General features: G+C 71.3%; 15 protein-coding genes. All 15 read right to left on the reverse strand.

Annotated elements, in window-relative coordinates; translation table 11 throughout:
* Positions 1–58: 58 nt before the first annotated feature.
* The 15 genes from mfd to ITJ50_RS08145 all read right to left on the reverse strand — a co-directional run bounded on the left by mfd (position 59) and on the right by ITJ50_RS08145 (position 18235).
* A complete protein-coding gene (gene mfd, locus ITJ50_RS08075) occupies positions 59–3667 on the reverse strand; it encodes a transcription-repair coupling factor (RefSeq protein WP_194590267.1) in 3609 nt (1202 codons plus the stop codon).
* A gap of 69 nt (positions 3668–3736) precedes the next feature.
* A complete protein-coding gene (pth, locus tag ITJ50_RS08080; protein ID WP_017886754.1) occupies positions 3737–4321 on the reverse strand; it encodes an aminoacyl-tRNA hydrolase in 585 nt (194 codons plus the stop codon).
* Between the two features lie 30 nt (positions 4322–4351).
* Positions 4352–4975 carry a 50S ribosomal protein L25/general stress protein Ctc gene (locus ITJ50_RS08085; protein WP_042537722.1) on the reverse strand — a complete coding sequence of 208 codons (624 nt, stop codon included), beginning with the start codon at positions 4973–4975 and terminating at the stop codon, positions 4352–4354.
* Positions 4976–5303: 328 nt separating this feature from the next.
* Complete coding sequence (locus ITJ50_RS08090; protein ID WP_194590268.1) at positions 5304–6278, reverse strand: hypothetical protein; 975 nt, start codon at positions 6276–6278, stop codon at positions 5304–5306.
* Positions 6279–6286: 8 nt separating this feature from the next.
* Positions 6287–6943, reverse strand: a complete 657-nt coding sequence (locus tag ITJ50_RS08095) for a response regulator transcription factor (RefSeq protein ID WP_042537855.1) — start codon at positions 6941–6943, stop codon at positions 6287–6289.
* Positions 6940–8202: a sensor histidine kinase gene (locus ITJ50_RS08100; RefSeq protein ID WP_194590269.1), complete on the reverse strand. Its 1263-nt coding sequence runs from the start codon at positions 8200–8202 to the stop codon at positions 6940–6942. Before ITJ50_RS08100 ends, ITJ50_RS08095 begins: the two co-directional genes overlap by 4 nt.
* Before the next feature lie 84 nt (positions 8203–8286).
* Positions 8287–9189, reverse strand: coding sequence for a hypothetical protein (locus ITJ50_RS08105; protein ID WP_194590270.1), 903 nt, complete (start codon positions 9187–9189; stop codon positions 8287–8289).
* 30 nt (positions 9190–9219) lie between these two features.
* Entirely contained in the window at positions 9220–10572 is a 1353-nt protein-coding gene (gene manD / locus ITJ50_RS08110) for a D-mannonate dehydratase ManD (protein ID WP_017886757.1), read from the reverse strand.
* Positions 10569–11852 (reverse strand): mannitol dehydrogenase family protein, encoded by a 1284-nt coding sequence (locus ITJ50_RS08115; protein WP_194590271.1) that lies wholly within the window; start codon positions 11850–11852, stop codon positions 10569–10571. Before ITJ50_RS08115 ends, manD begins: the two co-directional genes overlap by 4 nt.
* Positions 11849–12736 carry a sugar phosphate isomerase/epimerase family protein gene (locus ITJ50_RS08120; RefSeq protein ID WP_056072819.1) on the reverse strand — a complete coding sequence of 296 codons (888 nt, stop codon included), beginning with the start codon at positions 12734–12736 and terminating at the stop codon, positions 11849–11851. Before ITJ50_RS08120 ends, ITJ50_RS08115 begins: the two co-directional genes overlap by 4 nt.
* A complete protein-coding gene (locus ITJ50_RS08125; RefSeq protein WP_194590272.1) occupies positions 12733–13992 on the reverse strand; it encodes a Gfo/Idh/MocA family oxidoreductase in 1260 nt (419 codons plus the stop codon). The genes ITJ50_RS08120 and ITJ50_RS08125 overlap by 4 nt, the downstream gene beginning before the upstream one ends.
* Positions 13989–14828: a sugar phosphate isomerase/epimerase family protein gene (locus tag ITJ50_RS08130; RefSeq protein ID WP_071251657.1), complete on the reverse strand. Its 840-nt coding sequence runs from the start codon at positions 14826–14828 to the stop codon at positions 13989–13991. Before ITJ50_RS08130 ends, ITJ50_RS08125 begins: the two co-directional genes overlap by 4 nt.
* A 73-nt stretch (positions 14829–14901) precedes the next feature.
* Complete coding sequence (locus ITJ50_RS08135) at positions 14902–15861, reverse strand: carbohydrate ABC transporter permease (protein ID WP_175470752.1); 960 nt, start codon at positions 15859–15861, stop codon at positions 14902–14904.
* On the reverse strand, positions 15858–16880 hold the full coding sequence (locus tag ITJ50_RS08140) for a carbohydrate ABC transporter permease (protein WP_056072810.1): 1023 nt from the start codon (positions 16878–16880) through the stop codon (positions 15858–15860). The genes ITJ50_RS08135 and ITJ50_RS08140 overlap by 4 nt, the downstream gene beginning before the upstream one ends.
* A complete protein-coding gene (locus ITJ50_RS08145; protein WP_175470753.1) occupies positions 16880–18235 on the reverse strand; it encodes an ABC transporter substrate-binding protein in 1356 nt (451 codons plus the stop codon). The genes ITJ50_RS08140 and ITJ50_RS08145 overlap by 1 nt, the downstream gene beginning before the upstream one ends.
* Positions 18236–18322 lie beyond the last annotated feature (87 nt).

Raw genomic sequence — 18322 nt, forward strand, 5'->3', positions numbered from 1 at the left:
ACGCGTGGATCGTCGCGAGCGGCGTGCGCGCCGTGGACCAGTCCGTCACGGGCCGCGTCTACGCGGCCGGCGCCTCCGCCGGGGTCGTCGCCCCGTACACGGCGGTGAGGATGCTCTCCACCCACTGGATGAGGGCGTCGTCCGGCAGCGCCTGGTCGTGCGGGCGCGGCACGGGGATGCTCGACGCGTTCTGCTGCGGGAACCAGCGCGCCCCCGGGAACATGCGCTTCAGGCGCACCTGTGACGAGTCGGCGAGTTCCTTGCCGGCAACCCGCAGGTTGGAACCCATCACGACGACGTCGGACAAGCCGACCTGCTGCGCCATCCGACGCAGGCGGGAGACCTCGACCAGGGTCTGCACGGCCTGCGGCGGCTGCCCGTAGCGGTCGGTGAGCTCGTCGAGCACCATGTCGATCGCGTTCGGCTGCGCCGTCGGAGCCGAGGCCGCCGACAGCTTCTGGTACGCCTCGAGCCGGAGCCGCTCGGACTCGACGTAGTCCTCGGGGATGTGCGCGTCGACGGGGATCTCGAGGCGGAGCTCGGTCTGCCCCTCGGCGACGTCGCCACGGAACTGCGACACCGCCTCGCCGATCATCCGGAGGTACAGGTCGAACCCGACACCCGCGATGTGGCCGGACTGCTCACCACCGAGCAGGTTGCCCGCCCCGCGGATCTCGAGGTCCTTCATGGCGACCTGCATGCCCGCACCGAGCTCGTTGTTCGCGGCGATGGTCTCGAGGCGGTCCTGCGCGGTCTCGGACAGCGGCTTGTCGGAGTCGTAGAGGAAGTACGCGTACCCGCGCTCGCGGCCACGGCCGACCCGACCGCGCAGCTGGTGCAGCTGCGACAGCCCGTACTTGTCGGCCTTGTCGATGATGAGCGTGTTGGCGTTCGCGATGTCGAGACCGGTCTCGATGATCGTCGTCGAGACGAGGACGTCGAAGCGACGCTCCCAGAAGTCGACCATGACCTGCTCGAGGGTGGTCTCCGACATCTGCCCGTGCGCCACGGCGATGCGGGCGTCCGGCACGATCTCGGCCAGGTGTGCGGCGACCGACTGGATGTCCTTCACCCGGTTGTGCACGTAGAACACCTGGCCCTCACGCAGGAGCTCGCGGCGGATTGCGGCGGCGACCTGCAGGTCGGACTGCGGCCCGACGAAGGTCAGGATGGGGTGCCGGTCCTCTGGCGGGGTGGCCAGGGTCGACATCTCGCGGATGCCCGTGACCGCCATCTCGAGCGAGCGCGGGATCGGGGTCGCCGACATCGCCAGCACGTCGACGTTCGTCTTGAACTTCTTGAGCTGGTCCTTGTGCTCGACGCCGAACCGCTGTTCCTCGTCGATGATGACGAGACCGACGTCCTTGAACGTGATGCCCTGCGACAGGATCCGGTGGGTCGCGATGACGATGTCGACCGTGCCGTCGGCGAGCCCGGCGATGGTCTCCTTCGACTCCTTCTCGGTCTGGAACCGGCTCAGGGCGCGCAGGTGCACCGGGAACCCGGCGAAGCGCTCCTGGAAGGTCTCCATGTGCTGGCGGACGAGCAGGGTCGTCGGGACGAGCATGACGACCTGCTTGCCGTCCTGCACGGCCTTGAACGCGGCACGGATCGCGACCTCGGTCTTGCCGTAGCCGACGTCGCCGGAGAGCAGGCGGTCCATCGGGATCGGCCGTTCCATGTCGCGCTTGATCTCGTCGATCGTGGTGAGCTGGTCGGCGGTCTCGGCGAACGGGAACGCCTCTTCCAGCTCGCGCTGCCACGGGGTGTCGGGACCGAACGCGTGCCCCTTCGACGCCATCCGCGCCGAGTACAGCTTGACCAGGTCGACGGCGATGTCGCGGACGGCCTTGCGCGCCTTCGACTTGGCGGCGGACCAGTCCGAGCCGCCCATCTTCGACAGGGTCGGGGACTCACCACCGACGTAGCGGGACAGCTGGTCGAGCTGGTCGGTCGGCACGAAGAGCTTGTCGCCCGGGTAGTTGCGCTTCGACGGCGCGTACTCGAGCACGAGGTACTCGCGCTGCGTCTTCACCGCGTTGCGTCCACCCGAGCTCACTTCGCGGCTGACGAGCTCGACGAACTTGCCGATGCCGTGGGTCGCGTGCACGACGACGTCGCCCGGCTTGAGCTGCAGCGGGTCGACGACGTTCTTGCGCCGGCTCGCGAGCTTCTTGACGGTGCGGGCCCCCTGCTGGACGCTGCGGCCGTAGAACTCGGCCTCGCTCAGGACCGCGATGCGGGGGTCGGGGATGGCGAAACCGTGCTCGACGGTCGCGGTCGTCACGACGGCGAACCCCGGCTCGGGCGGCGCGTCGACCGCTGCGGCACGGGCGGCGACCCCGGCGTCGGCCAGCACCTGCACCGCACGTTCGACCAGGCCCTGCCCCTGCGCGGTCACCACGACCGCCCACCCGTCGTCGGTCAGCGACTTGACGTGCGCGATCGCCCCGTCGGCGCTGCCCGCGAAGCTCGGCACCGCCTCCGCCCGGACGCGGATGTACTCGCCGGCTTCGGCAGCGGCCTCGGCGTCGGTGAGGACGCGCTCGGTGTCCCCTTCGTCGAGGCCGGAGTCGAACGGCGACACCGTCCACCAGGTGCGCTGCCCGCGGGTGTTCTTGAGCTGCTGCACGGTCAGGAAGTTGCCCGCGTCGAGGTCGATCGGGGCCTGTGCCCCGGCGACCGCTGCGCTCCAGGCCGCCTGCAGGAACTCGGTGTTCGTCTCGGCCAGGCTGTTCGCGCGGCCGTTCACCCGCTCGGGCGAGAACACCGCGATGGTGGCGTCGTCCGGCAGGTAGGAGGTCATCGGAACGAGGTCCTGCACGAGCGCCGGAGCGAGCGACTCCATGCCCTCGACCGGGATGCCCTCGGCGATCTTCGCGAGCATCTGGGACAGGTTCGGGAACTCGTGCAGCATCTCGCGGGCCCGCTGCCGGACTTCCTCGCTGAGCAGGAGTTCGCGCGAGGCGGTCAGCTCGACCGAACCGAGGTCGTCCTCGGTGGTGCGCTGGTCGGCGACGGAGAACGCCTTGATCGCCTCGATCTCGTCGCCGAAGAAGTCGACACGCGCCGGGTGGTCGGCCGCCGGCGGGAAGACGTCGAGGATGCCACCGCGCACCGCGAACTCACCACGGCGGGTGACGAGGTCGACGCGCGAGTAGGCGAGGTCCACCAGCTGCGCCGAGATCGCCGCCAGGTCGTTGCCCCGCGAGTCGGTCCGGAGCACCACCGGCGCCAGGGACGTCAGGTTGCTCGCGATCGGCTGCAGCGCGGCTCGGACGCTCGCGACGACGACGGTCTGGCGCCGCTCGGTCGGGTCCGTCGCCTGCCACGCAGCGAGCTTGCGGAGCGTCGCGATGCGTGTGCCGACGGTCTGGGGGCTCGGGCTGAGACGCTCGTGCGGCAGGGTCTCCCACGCGGGGAACTCGAGCACCTCGGCGTCGGGGACGTAGCTGCCGAACGCTTCGCGGACCGCTTCGGCTTCACGCCCAGTCGCCGTGATGACGAGGACGCACTGCGGACCGTTGCGCTCGGCGAGCAGCGCACCGAGCAGCGGCACGCGCAGGCCGTCCACGACGGAGAAGTCGGCGTCGCGCGGTGCGGCGCGCAGCACGCGATCGAAGGCGGAGGCGCGCGAGAGCGCAGGGATGATGCCCGAGATCGTCACTCAGGAGATGGTACCGGCCACCACCGACGCCGACCGCGCCGTGCGCGACGGGCGAACAGCGCGGAACACTCAGGACGGAGCGTGCACGCGCTGCTGTGCGGCGAGCAGGCCGACCTCGGCGATCGCCTCGACCGCGTCGGCGGCGTCGGCCAGCAGGATCGGGAGCGTCTTCTTCTCGGCTGCGGAGAAGTCACGCAGCACGTAGTCGGCCGGGTCCTGCCGACCGGGCGGACGCCCGATGCCGACCCGGACGCGCATGAACTCGTTCGTCCCGGTGGCCTTGATGATGTCGCGCAGCCCGTTGTGCCCGCCGTGCCCGCCACTACCCTTCAGGCGGACGGTGTCGAACGGCAGGTCGAGCTCATCGTGCACGACGACGAGGTCGGCCGGGGTGGCGCTGTAGAACCCGAGCACCGAGGAGACCGGTCCGCCCGAGGTGTTCATGAACGACCCGGGCTTCGCCAGCACGAGTCGTGTGCCGCCGGGCACCAGGCGCCCCTCGGCGACCTGGTTCGGCGTCTTGTGCTTCTTGAACGTCGCACCCATGCGGGACGCGAGTTCGTCGAGGACCATCTGGCCGACGTTGTGGCGGTTGCCCGCGTAGTCGGGCCCGGGGTTCCCGAGCCCGACCACCACGAGGATGTTGTCCGTCACAGCGTCGACCAGATGTCTTCGAAGGGGGTGTTACTCGGAGTCCGCGGCGCCCTCGGCACCCGACTCGGCGCCGGCCTCGGCCGAGGCTTCGTCCGCAGCGTCGTCGTCAGCGGTGCCACGCGGGGTGACGATCGCGACGACGAGCGCCTCGGGGTCGGTCTCGAGCTCGGCGCCCTCGGGGAGCTCGAGCTGCGAGGCGTGGATCTGCACGCCGTCCTCGAGGCCCTCGACGTTCACGGAGACGTGCTCCGGGATGTCGGTGGCGAGCACGAGCAGCGAGATCGTGTTGAGGTCCTGCACGTGGATGGTGCCGGAGAAGGACTCGCCCTCGATGACGACGGGCACGTCGACCGTGACCTTCTCGCCACGGCGGAGGACCACGAGGTCGATGTGCTCGATGATCTGACGCACCGGGTCACGCTGGACGTCCTTGACGAGGGCGAGCTGGGCAGCACCCTCGATGTCGAGGTCGACGACCGCGTTGGCGGTACGGACGAGCAGCATGGTCTCGTGACCGGGCAGCGAGATGTGCTTCGGCTCGGTCCCGTGGCCGTAGACGACGGCGGGGATCTTGTCGGCCGCGCGGAGCTTGCGAGCAGCGCCCTTGCCGAACTTGGTGCGGACTTCCGCTGCGAGCTTGGTGTAGTCGGCCATGGTGCCTCCTGGTGTCGGGGACGACGCCGGGGTGCCGGCATCGTGGGGGTCTGTGGTGTTGCAACTCGAACGCGTGCACGCGTGAGGAACGATCCCAGGGTCTTGCCGGGTATCCCACCGCGTCGATCACGGCCGCGCGTACGCAGCCCTCGCCGAAGTCAGGGACTGAGTCTAGCAGGGCCGTCCGGGCGTGTCGCGCGGCACGGTCCGGACGCCAACCGCGACGGACAGGAGGCCCGTGGCTGTCCCGCCACGGGCCTCCTGTCCGTCGTCCCCATGCGACGGGCGCGGGGCGCTCCCCCCAGGACCGCTCCCCGCGACCGCCGCGTCAGTCGATCCCGGCCGGCGCCGCCGGCGCGAGCCGCGCGATCACCCGGTCGAGGCGGGCATCCACCTGCGGTTGCCGGGTCGACCCCTTCCGGAGCACGGCGGCGTCGGTCGCGGTGACGTGCAGGAGCCGTTCCCACTCCGCCGCGTACAGCGCGCTGCGGTAGCCGGAGGACTCCTGGCACGCGACGTCCCGTTCGGCGACGGCGACCTCGGCCTTCCCTGGGTCGTCCGAGAACAGGACGACCTGGTCGCCGTCACGGACGCTGACGTGCATCGAGGGGGTCGGCATGCCCTCCGGCCCCTCCGGCAGGTCCGGCACACCGGACGGCGCCATGCAGGTGCGCCACTCGGCCGCCGCCGTCCGGACCGTGTCGTCCTGACGTGCGTCCAGCGCAGCCAGGTACGTCAGGCGCTGGGCGAGCTCGGACGCCGCCTGCTCGGTGCCGCGCAGCGTGGTACCGAGGGTCTTCCGGGCGGCCTTCCAGCAGCGGGCGGCCACGTCATCCGGGAGTGCCGCGAACGCCGCCTGGCGGTCGGGGTCGTCCCCCCACTTCCGCATGCCCGCCTGGTTCGCACCGGCCACGGACGACCCGTGGTAGCCGCGGGTCTCGGCGAGCGCCGCGGTGAGGGGCCGGGTGGTCGCGAGTGCGGGTGACGGGTTCGCCCGGGCGGCGGTGTCTGCCGCGTCGTCGTCGGCCTGCAGCCCGGCCGCGGTCGCCCAGGGCGCCGGATCGTCGATGCCGGCCTTCCGCAGGCAGGGCTCGGCCACGAGGTCCTCTGCGTACGTGGTCTTCGACGAGGCCGGTGCGACGAAGGCGTCGAGCGGCATCGCCCACGCGGTGCTGTCCTGTTCGACGGTGGGTGCGACCGCGACGTCGGCGCGTTCGGGCAGCCCGTGGACGACCGCGGTGGCCAGTCCGGCGAGGACGACGACGAGGGTGCCGGTCTTCGCGACGCGGTTCGTGATCTGCATGGTTCCCCCTAGGCGCGGACGAGGCCGCGTTCGTGTGCGGTGATGACGACCTGGATCCGGTTCCGGAGGCCGAGCTTCGTCAGGACGGCGCGGACGTGGGTCTTCACGGTGGCGTCGCTCAGGAAGACCGACTCGGCGATCTCGGCGTTGCTGAGCCCCTTCGCGACGAGCATGAAGACCTCGCGCTCGCGAGCCGTCAGCGAGTCGAGCACCTCGTCGCGCCGATCGGTGACGGCCGGGGTGCCCTGCGCGCGCAGCAGGTCGAGCGCCTCCGCTTCCGTCGGTGCCGGTCGGCCCGCGTGCACGTCGCGGATGGTCGCGGTGACGACGTCGGGCAGGGCGTCCTTCGTCAGGAACGCTGCGGCGCCGGCGCGGAGTGCGGCGAGCACGGCGTCGTCGCGGCGGATGGTCGTGAGCGCGACGACCCGCGGGCGGTCCTGGGTCGACGCGGCGAGCCGGGTCAGGGTCTCGATGCCGTTCATGACCGGCATCCGCAGGTCGAGCAGCAGCACGTCGGGGTGTTCGGCGGCGCAGAGCTCGAGGGCGGCGGCACCGTCGCCGGCGGTCCCGACACAGGTCATGTCGTCCTGGGCGTCCACGAGCATCTGCATCCCGGTGGCGAACAGTCGTTGGTCGTCGACGACGGCGACGCGGACGGCGCTCATCGGACGCGCTCCGGCCGGACGGCCGCGGTGTCGGTGTCGGTGTCGTGCGTCGCCGTGGTCGGCACGGCGGCGGTCGTCGGCAGCCACGCGGTGACCACCCACTCGTCCGTGGTGTCGCCCACACCGGCACGCAGCCAGCCGCCGGCCAGTCGTGCACGCTCCTGCATCCCGGCGACACCGGAACCGGCACCGTCGAGCGCCACGAGCGGTTCGCTGCCCCGTGACGTCACGACGACGCCGAGCCCCGGCCCGCGCCAGTCGAGCGCCACCCGGGCCGTCGCTGTCCGCCCCTGGTGCTTCAGCACGTTCGTCAGGCTCTCCTGGACGATCCGGTGCACCGCGCTGGCGCTGCCCGCGGGGACCTGACCGGCTGCGCCGTGCTCCTCGAACGTCGCGGTCATCCCGAGCTCCCGCATGTCCTCGACCAGGTCGGGGACATCGAGCAAGCCGTGACGGTCGGCGTCGTCGCTCGCCTGGATGCGTTCGACCAGGGCCCGGACGTCGCCCAGTGCCGAGCGGCTCACGTCAGCGATGTCTTCCAGCGCCCGGGCAGCGTGTTCGTCCCGCACGGCGATGGCTGCGGCCCCCTGGGCCTGGGACACGACGACCGCCAGTGAGTGGGCCAGCGAGTCGTGCACGTCGCGGGCGATGCGGGCACGGTCCTGCTCGGCGCGGAGCTCGGTCGTGGTCACCTCGGTGCGGCGCTGCGCCTCGACCACACGGACCCGGGCGAGGCCGATCCGCCACGCGGCACCGATGGCCACGCCGACGGCCCAGGCGACACCGCTGACCCCGACGAACGCGAACGTGATCGTGACGAGGTCCGACCGGGTCCCGCCCGCGTTCCCCACCCAGCTGCCCCAGACGTCCTGGTCGGCAGCGGTCGGGACCGCCATCGCCCAGGCGGCCGCCGCACTCGCGAGCAGGAGCACGGGGACCGCGAGGTAGCGGAGCAGGTCGGACCGACCGGCGCCGACGACGCCGACGACGATCGCGATCGCCAGGTACTCCGGCCAGGTCGTGTCGGTCGGCCGGGGGAGCAGCCGGGCAGCCTGCAGGAGCGGGATGCCGACGACCAGTCCGAGCGCGGTCGCGGGCATCCACGCGGCGAGGCCGATGGCGACGGCGAAGGCCGACACCACGACGACGTGGTCGGCGAGTCCCGCACGTCCGGCTTCGGCGACGATCCAGAGCACGAGGTACACGGCGCCGGCGGCGGGGGCCAGCAGGTGCCGGTACCGGCGGAGGAAGGAGGTCATGACGCGAGCGTATGGGCCGCGCTGCACGGGGACCGAGCCGCGCGACCGCTTTTCATCCGAGGTGATGAGGACGCGTCGGTTCGCTCAGCGACGGACCTGCCGACGGTGCTCCTGCGCGGCGTGGAGGACGTCCCGCGCGCGGTCGCTCGCCGCCTCGGCCTCGTCGCGGGCTGCCTCGCGCCGGGTGATCTCGGCCTCGGCCTGCTCGAGGGCACGCTGGAGCTCCGCGCGCCGCTCCTCCGCCTGTTCGAGATCGGCCTCGGCGGTGTCGAGTGCTGCGTCGGCGTCGCGGGACTCCGTGCGCGCTGCGGTCTCGGCCTGGCGCGCGGCCTTCCGGTCGGCGGCCGGGTCGCGCTTCGGTTCGGGTTCGGCGTCCGGTTCCGCGGCGTCGCGCTGCGCGGGCCTGGAGGCACGGCTCGCCTTCCGCGCACCCCTCGCCTGGGAGATGGGGATGGGTGGGGCATCGCTGCCGGACCAGGCATCGGGCACCGCGTCCGGATCCGCGAGCGCCCCGTCGAGGTCGACCGCGTCGAACCCCACGCTCTCGAGCGCCGTCACGAGCAGCCCCGACCGGACGGCCGCGCCGGCGTGCGGATCCGCCATCGCCGCCTCGATCGTCGACCGGACCTGCTCGAGCACCGCCGGGGTGACGGGATGTCCGGCGTCGGACGCCAGGTCCGCACCGGCCTGCGCGAGGGCGTCGACGACCTCGGCGCGCTGCCGACGGAGGGTCCGGATCGCGTCGGGGTCGGCGTCGGCTTGGGCCTTGCGGAGCGCCGGTCCGAGGTCGACGGCGTCGTCGAGGGCACCGTCGTGGGCGAGCAGGTCGATCACCCAGGCGGCCGGTGAGGGCTTCCGGAGCTTCCCGATCGCCGTGGCGAGGGCACGGTCGTCCTTGCGCACCGCGCGCTGCCGTGCGGTGCGCTCGGCGACGAAGTCCGGCGGCGCGACGAGCAGCAGCTCCCTGGCGACGTCGGCGAACTCCATGCGACCACTGTGCCAGCAGGATGCCGGGTACTACCAGTCGTGGACGGTGCCGTCGGCCAGGCGGTTGAACGGCAGGTACGCCTGCTCGTACGGGTACTTGCCGGCCTCGTCGACATCGAGACTGACCCCGAGACCCGGCTCGTCCCCCGGGTGCAGGTAGCCGTCGGTGAACGTGAACGTCTGGTGGAACACCTGGTTGGTCTGCGGTCCGTGCTGCATGTACTCCTGGATGCCGAAGTTGTGGATCGCGAGCCCGAGGTGCATCTGCGCGGCGAGCCCCACCGGGGAGATGTCGGTCGGCCCGTGGAACCCGGACTTGACCTGGTACAGCGCCGCGTACTCCATCGTCTTCTTGAGCGGGGTGACGCCGCCCATGTGCGTGACGGCACCGCGGACGTAGTCGATGAGCTGGTCGCGGATGATGTCCTTGAAGTCCCAGATGGTGTTGAAGACCTCCCCGATCGCCAGCGGCGTCGTGGTGTGCTGCCGGACGAGCTGCAGGGCCTCCTGGTTCTCTGCGGGGGTGCAGTCCTCGAGCCAGAACAGGTCGTACGGCTCGAGCGACTTGCCGAGCTTCGCGGCCTGCAGCGGGGTCATCCGGTGGTGACCGTCGTGCAGCAGGGGCAGCTCCGGGCCGAACTCGTTGCGGACGGCCTCGAACACGGTGGGCACGTGGCGCAGGTAGGCACGGGTGTCCCAGTCCTCCATCGCCGGGTACGCACCGCGCTGGGCGGGTTCGAAGTCGTAGCGGACGCCGGCGTTGCCCTCGGTGGTCGTGTTCGACGCGATGCCGTAGATGGACTCGAGGCCGGGGACACCGGTCTGCACGCGGATGGAGCGGTAGCCCTCTTCCTGGTGCTCTCGGATGGAGTCGAACAGCTCGGGCAGTTCCTTGCCCGAGGCGTGGCCGTACGCCATCAGCCCGGTGCGCGACGCCCCGCCGAGCAGCTGGTAGAGCGGCATCCCGGCGACCTTCGCCTTGATGTCCCAGAGGGCCATGTCGACGGCGGCGATCGCGGCCATCGTGACCGGTCCGCGGCGCCAGTACGACGACCGGTACAGGAACTGCCAGGCGTCCTCGATGCGGCTGGCATCACGGCCGACGAGCAGCGGGACGACGTGCTCGGACAGGTACGCGGAGACGGCGAGTTCCCGGCCGTTCAGGGTGGCGTCGCCGAGTCCGGTGACGCCGTCGGCGGTCGTGAGCTTGAGCGTCACGAAGTTCCGGTTCGGGCTGGTCACGATGACCTCGGCCCGCTCGATCAGCTGCCCGCGGTCCGCCGAGGCCCAGGTGTCCGGACGGCCGGCGGTGGTCTCGGCCGGCCCGCTGTCGGTGGCGCCGGGGACCGGGGCCGCGGGGTTCGTGGTGTTCGTGTCGGTCATGCGTGGACTCCTCCGTTGGAGCTCTGGCGGGCTGCTGCCGCGGCGGTGCGGATGCCCTCGGCCGCCGCCGTCACGGCAGCGACCACGGGGGTGGTGTCGAGTTCGGGGGCGACGACGGCCAGGACGTCGTGCACGTCCGAGTCTGGCCCGGGGGCGCCGGGGTCGCCCACCAGGTCGGGCCGCCCCGTGACGTGCAGCCACCACGCGGCGAGGGCGGTGGCCGCCCCGGCGCCGATACCGGCCGAGGGGTCGCGGCTGAGCCGGTGCCGCACGACGTCGACGATGCGGACGGGCAGCTTCTGCGAGCCGCCGGACGCGATCTGCCGCAGGGTGTGCCGGATGCGCGGGTTGGCGAACCGCTCGACCAGGGCCGCGCGGGCGTCGGTGACCTCGGCCTCGGGCAGGGGCAGCTCGAGCGCGGCTTCGTCCCAGAGCTGCTCGACGGCGGTGCGGCAGACGGGGTCGTCCATCGCCTCGGCCACGGTGTCGTGGCCGAGCTGCAGCCCCAGGTAGGCCAGGAGCGAGTGCGAGCCGTTCAGCAGCCAGAGCTTCCGCTGTTCGTACGGGGTGACGTCGTCGACGATCCGGACGCCCGCCGTCTGCCACGCCGGGCGGTCGATCCCGTCGAAGGCGTCCTCGAGCACCCACTCCGCGAACGGCTCGGTGACGACGGGGACCCGGTCGCCGGCGAGCGCACCCGGCAGTTCCGGCAGGTGCGCGACGTCGTCGTCGGTGGTGGCCGGGGTGATCCGGTCCACCATCGAACTCGGGAACGTGACGTTCGCCTCGATCCAGTCGCGCAGGGCGTCGTCGGTGACGGCGTCGAGCACGGCGTCGCGCAGGACCGCCCCGTTGTGCGTCAGGTTGTCGAGGCTGACCAGCGCGATGCGCCCGGAGCCGGCGGTGCGGCGGGCATCGAGCCCTGCGACCAACCGGGCCGGCACGTCGGAACCGGGCCGGTAGCCCTGCTCGGTGACCGTCAGCGTGACGATGGTCGTCTCCGGGGACGCGACCACGTGCCTCCAGGCGGTGTCGTCGCTGCCCGGGTGGGCGGCCGTGATCGTGTCGACCACCTCGGCGCTGTCGCCGGACGCGGCGCGGGTGACCAGCGTGTACCGGCAGCCCTGGGCAGTCAGGGCGTCGGCGACGTCGGGCGAGCGCCCGGTGAAGGCAGTGATCCCCCACGGTTCGCCGTCGGTGTGGGCGGTGTACCAGGCGAGGTGGGCGCGCGCGAACGCGCCCACCCCCACGTGGACGATGCCCGGTCGGCGATCGGTCATGCGGTCACCGGGACGAGCGAGCGGAGGTAGGCGAGGTTGTCGGCGGTGCGGGCCTCGAGCGGCAGGTCGGTGGAGAAGTCCTCGATGGTGACCCAGCCGTCGTAGCCCACCTGGCGGAGCGCGTCGAGGTACTCGGACACCGACGCCTGGCCGGTGCGCAGGGGTGCCCACTCGTGCTGCCAGATCGAGCTGCCGTCGGCACGGGTGTCGCCGGTGTCGACCCAGCGGGCGTTCTTCACGTGGGCGTGTGCCAGGTACGGCCCGAGCAGTTCGAAGGCGGCGAGGTGGTCTTCGTACCCCTCGATCACGAGGTTGCCGAGGTCGTGGATGACGCCGACGTGCGCGGGGTCGAGACCGTCGATCAGCCGCAGTGCCGCGGATGCCGACGGCGTGATCGTCATGTGGTGCAGCTCGACGAGTGCTTTCACGCCGAGCTCCGACGCACGCGCCGCGACCCACTCGAGGTCGGCCCGGGTGCGGTCGAACAGCTGACCGTACGTCTCCCCCGTGCGCTCCTTCTCGGCTCGGTAGTGCGGCATCGTGACCCGCACCTGGCGGGCCCCGAGTTCGCTCGTCACGCGGAGCATCGTCTCGACGCCGTCGTGGTCCGCGGCCGGCTGGTAGCCGCCGATGCCCGAGTACTCGAGTCCGGCACCGTCGGTGATCCGGGCGATGTCGCCCACCCGGTCGCGGATGCCGGTGTACTGCCACGTCGAGTTGTTGCCCGCCCAGAACGACCGCTCGGCGGGGATGGCTTCGCCGGCGGCCGGGCGGTCGTCGACCACGCGCCACTCGATGCCGTCCCAGCCCTGCGCCGCCAGGGTCTCGGCGGCTTCGGCGGGGGTCCAGTCGGGGGTGGAGGCGGTGAACACGGAGAACTTCATCGGGTGGCTCCTTCGGTCGCGGCGGCGGTTGCGGGGGTGCCGACGACCGGCACCACGTCGGCTGGGCTGGCGCTGCCTTGCCCTCGATCAGGCCCGCCGACGACCGGCACCACGTCGTCGTACGTGCCCTCGATCACGTCGTCGATGCGCACGGGGTGTCCGAGCGTCGCACTGACGTAGAGCCCGCGGACGGTGGCGAGCGAGACCAGGGCGGCGTCGACGGTGACGCCCGGTTCGCGGCCCTGCCGGATCGCGTCGACGATGTCGGTGTACTGCCGAGCGTGCCCGGCGGCGAAGTGGTCGGGCTCGGCCGGGCCGCCGACGACGTGCTCGGGCGGGACGACGTCGTCCTTCTGGTCGACGGCTCCGGCGACCGCGCTGGCGTTCGACGTGGTCGCGGCGGACTCGAGCGTCGCGGTGTCCGGGGCGATGTGGAAGTAGGCGAGCCGGTCGTCGTCGACGATCGCGGACCCGTGCGTGCCGTACACGGCGTACCGGGCGGAGAGCCCCGGGTACGCGGCGGTCGTGCAGTGGACGACGCCGAGCGCCCCGCCGTCGAACCGGACGGTGGCGACCGCGGTGTCCTCGACCTCGATGCGGTCGTGGGCGAGGAGCCCGGTCTGGGCCGAGATCTCGACCGGACGGCCGAGCGCCCAGACGAGCAGGTCGACGGTGTGCACGCCCTGGTTCATCACCGCGCCGCCGCCGTCGAGCGCCCAGGTGCCGCGCCAGTCACCGGAGTCGTAGTACCCCTGCGACCGGTACCAGGCCACGCTCGCCAGGCCCGAGGTCACGGTGCCGAACCCGCCGTCGTGCGCCGCCCGGGCGACGGCCGCCGAGGCCGGGTCGAAACGGTGCTGGCTGATGACGCTCGTGACGAGCCCGCGGTCGCGAGCGGCTGCGGCGAGCGCCGCGATCTGCCGCGCCCGGGGCATCGTGGTGTCGAGCGGCTTCTCGATGACGACGTGCTTGCCGGCGGCCAGGGCGGCCTCGGCCAGCTGCACGTGCATGCCCGAGGGCGAGCAGATCGCGACGACGTCGATGTCGGACTGGTCGATCGCCTCTCCGATGGTGGACGTCGTGATCGGACGGGCGACGCCCATCGCCTCGATCGCGTCGGCCGCGCTCGTGGCGGCTTCGGGCACGGCGTCGACGAAGGCGACGACCTGCAGGTCGGGGTGGTGCACGGCGACGGTGGCGTGGTGACGGCCGATGACGCCGGCGCCGACGACTGCCAACTTCAGTGGGGTGGTCATCGCAGGGTGACTCCGATCTGGTCGGTGAGGGTGCGGAAGGCCCGGCCGGCACGACCGAAGGCCGCGGGGCCGGAGAACCCGCCGAGGGAGGTGAAGTCGCTGAGGTGCGGTTCGAGCGAGGCGTACCCGGAGTACCCGGCGTCGCGGAGCGCGGTGAGGGTCTGGAGCAGTTCGCCGTCGCCCTCGCCCGCCGGCACCACCGACGAGTCGTCGGCGAGGGCGTCCTTCACCTGCAGGTAGTCGACGTACGGGGCGAGCTGCTCCCAGCCGTCGGTGAAGGGCCGGACTCCGCACTGCACGTAGTTCGCGTTGTCCCAGGCCAGTCGGAGCGCGGACGAACCGACGCTCTCGACGATGTCGAGCACGCGCGCGGGGACGTCGCCGTAGATGTCCTTCTCGTTCTCGTGCAGCAGGGTCACCCCTTCGCGCTCGGCGAGGTCGGCGAGCGCCCGCATCCGGACGAGGACGTCGTCACGGACGTCGTCCGGCTGCCGACCTTCGAAGTAGAACGAGAAGATCCGGATGTTCGTGGTGCCGAGGGCGTGCGCGGCACGGATCGCGCGGGCGAGGCGTGCGACCTCGTGCTCGACGGGTTCGTCGACGGGCACCTTGCCGATCGGCGAGGCGATCGCGGACACGGTCTGCCCACGCTCGTCGAGCAGCCGGTGGAGTCCGGCGAGCTGGTCGTCGTCGAGGTCGACGACGTTGACGCCCCAGGCGCTGCGGACCTCGATGGCGCTCGCGCCGAGCGCCTGCAGGACCGCGACCTGGACGACCGGGTCGGCGTCGATCTCGTCGCCGAAACCGGAGAGTTCCCACGTGGGCTGGTCGGTCATGGTGTCCTTTCGTTCGGACGGGAGGCGCGTGGCGGGGCCGCCTCGGGCCTCCAGTCCGGTTCTGGGTTGCGGCCTACTTGACGGAGCCGGCGGTCAGACCGCCGACCAGGTAGCGCTGGAAGATCAGGTACAGGGCGACGACGGGGACGGCGCACACGATCGAGGCGGCCATCATCTGGCCGTAGATCGGGACGGCACCGCCCTCTTGCGTGGTGCCGAGCACCTGCAGCACCACGGCGACCGTCCGGGTGTTCGGGGTCGTCATGATCGTGGAGAACAGGACGTCGTTCCACCCGAGCAGGAACGCGAAGATCGCGGACACGACGATGCCCGGCCACGACAGTGGGAGCACGATCTTGGTCAGGATCTTCGTCGAGCTGGCGCCGTCGATGCGCGCCGCTTCCTCGAGTTCCTTCGGCAGGCCGCGCAGGTACGTGACCATGACCCACGTCGAGAACGGCAGCGCGAACGTCAGGTAGGTGACGAACAGGCCCCACCGGGTGCCGATGATCTGCACGCCGGTGGCACTGGCGATGTTCGAGAACACCACGAAGACCGGCAGCAGCAGGAGCGTGCCGGGGATCGACTGCAGGGCGAGGAGTCCGCGGAGGATCGTCAGGCGGCCGAGGAACCGGAACCGCACCAGCACGTAGGCCGTGGACACGGCGAGCGCGGCACTCGCGACGGCGACGGCTCCGGCGGTGAGCATCGAGTTCACCAGTCCCTCGCCGAGGGCGACGGTGGACCAGATCTCGACGTAGTTCGACAGGGTGAACTCGGACGGGAAGTACTCGCCGCGGGCGACCGCGACGTCGGAGTTGACCGAGCCGAACAGGATGTAGAGCACCGGGACGGCGATGAACGCGATGATCACCGCGATGACGGTGACGAGCAGCCAGCGCGGCAGCAGCCGGGTGACGTCGGTGTCGTAGGGGCGTTTGGTCCGTCGTCCGCCGCTGCCGGTCGTGATGCTCTCGGTGAGCGTCGCGGTGGGGCGGGTGCGGGTGCTGAAGGACGTGCTCGGGGTGGTCATGCGCGTGCTCCGTCGATGTCGGCGGCGGTCGGGGCGGCGGCGAGCGTGGCGCGGTCGGCGCGACGCTGCTTCCGGTTGGGGCCGGCGTCGTCGCCGGTGTCGAGCTTGACCGCCCGCAGGTAGACGAACAGCGGGATCGCGACGATCACGAGTGAGCAGATCGCCATCGCCGCGGACAGGCCGAAGCGGAACGACTGGAAGCTCGCGATGTACGTCAGGACGGGCATCACCTCGACGCTGGACGGCAGCGGGATGCCGAACAGCACGAACGGCAGCGTGAAGTTGTTGATGTTGTGCAGGATCGAGATGATCACCGCGAGGCTCAGCGGGCCGCGCAGGTACGGGAAGATGATGTACCGCAGCTTCGCCCACCAGGTCACCCCGTCGAGTGCGGCGGCCTCGTGCACCTCGTTGTCCACGGCCTGCAGCCCGGCCAGGGACAGCAGGTAGACGAAGGGCCAGCTCGTCCAGATCATCACGCCGGCGAGCGCCCAGTACGACGCCGAGCCGTTCAGCCACAGCACGTCGGTGTGCAGGATCGAGTTCACGACTCCCTGCGGCTGGAGCATCGTGCGGAAGAACGTGCCGACGACGAATGCCGGGAGCACGTACGGGATCAGGTAGATCGAGCGGACGAGCCCGCGACCGGGGAACCGGTTCTGCGTCGAGATCGCGGCGGCGACGCCGATCGGCACGGTCACCGCGGTGACGAGCACCGACAGCGACACCGAGATCCAGATCGAGTGCAGCAGCGGCGAGTTCGTGAACGCCTCGGTGAAGTTGGCGAACCCGACGAACGGGGCGCTGAACCACTGGCGGAGCGTGTACTGGTCGAGGTCGAGCATCGCGATCCAGAAGCCCACCACCAGCGGCACCACGATGACGGCGAGCATGAGGAGCCCGCCGGGCAGGAGCATCCACAGCGGGCGCTCGCGTTTGTACAGGGGCGTCTTGCCGGCCGGACGGACCGGGCGGGGCGGCGCCGAATCGGTGCGGGGCCTGGTCTGCGTGCTGGTCATCACAGACCTCCGTTCTTCTGACGGTCGAGGGTGGCCTGGGCGTCCTTCTGGGCGTCCTGCAGGCGCTTGCGGAGCTGGTCGTCGGTGACCTCGCCGGACTTCAGCGACGGGATCGACTGCACGACCACGTCGACCAGGGCGAGCTGGATGTCGGACCAGGCGCCGGTGAACGCGGTCGGCTTGGACAGGCGGCCGGCGTCGATGATCGGCTTGAGCTGCGGGTTGTCGGCGGCCAGGTCGGCGGCGGCCGATGCGTTGGTCGGCAGGTTGCCGAACAGGTCGTAGTACTCGAGCTGCGCCTTCGGGGCGCTGAGCTGCTTGACGAACGCGAACGACAGCTTCTGCTTGGTGCCGTAGTCGGCGACGACCCAGTTGTCGCCGGACAGGATGCTGGCGGCCTCGATGCCGTCGGACGGCCGCTCGGTCGCACCCGGGGGGACGGTGGGCAGCAGGGCGAACTCGTAGTCGCCGTCGACCTTGGTGCCCTTGAACGAGTTGATCGCGGTGGTGGTGGTCATCGGGAAGAACGCGGCCTTGCCCTCGGTGAACTGTGCCAGGGCCTGGGCGTTGTTCCAGCCGATCGCGGCCGGGTCGACGACACCGTCCTTGGTGACCCAGTCGAAGTAGGTGCGGTAGGCGTTCTCGACGGCCTTGCTGTCGATCTCGGCCTTCGAGCCGTCGACGATCGTGTTGCCGGCGTTCTGGGCCATCCCCCACACGAACTTCCACGGGTCGAAGCCGTCGGCGTAGGCGATCGCCATGCCGTACCGTCCGTCACCCGTGGTGGCCTTCGCGTCGGCGGTCAGCTCGTCCCAGGTGGTGGGCATGTCGGTGATCCCGGCCTTCGCGAGCAGGTCCTTGTTCACGGCCATCACGAACGGCCGGCTGGCGAACGGGATCCCGATCTGCTTCGACGCACTCGGACCGGAGATGCCGAACGACGCGGGGTCGAACTGGTCCTTGCCGCCGATCGCGTCCCACTCCTTCGTGCCCATCTCGACGAAGGCGCCGGTGGCGTAGGCGGTCGGGGTGAACGTGGTGCCGATCGCGTAGACGTCGGGGCCCTGGCCGGAGATGACGCTCGTCTGGATCGCGGTCAGTTCCTCCTGCGCGGACGAGTAGGTCTCCCACTGGATGTCCGCACCGGTGGTGCGCTTGAACTCGGCGGCGGTGTCCCGCTGCCACTGCTTGCGTTCCTTGGGGTAGGTGGTGTCCGCGCCCATCATCACGCGGAGGGTGTTCGGGTCGTCGCCGCTGCCGTTCACCACGGCGCATCCCTGCAGGGACAGTGCGGCGAGGGCGACCACGGCGACGGCACCGACGAGGGTGCGGACTTGCAGTCTTCGCGTCTTCACGGGGGTTTCCTCCTCGAGACCTCCTCCGAGCGGCGCTGCTCGGTGGCACCACTGTTCCGCCGTTGGCAACATGCGGCAACCGGTTGC

It is taken from the genome of Curtobacterium sp. VKM Ac-2889 (assembly GCF_015350855.1).
GTDB lineage: Bacteria > Actinomycetota > Actinomycetes > Actinomycetales > Microbacteriaceae > Curtobacterium > Curtobacterium poinsettiae.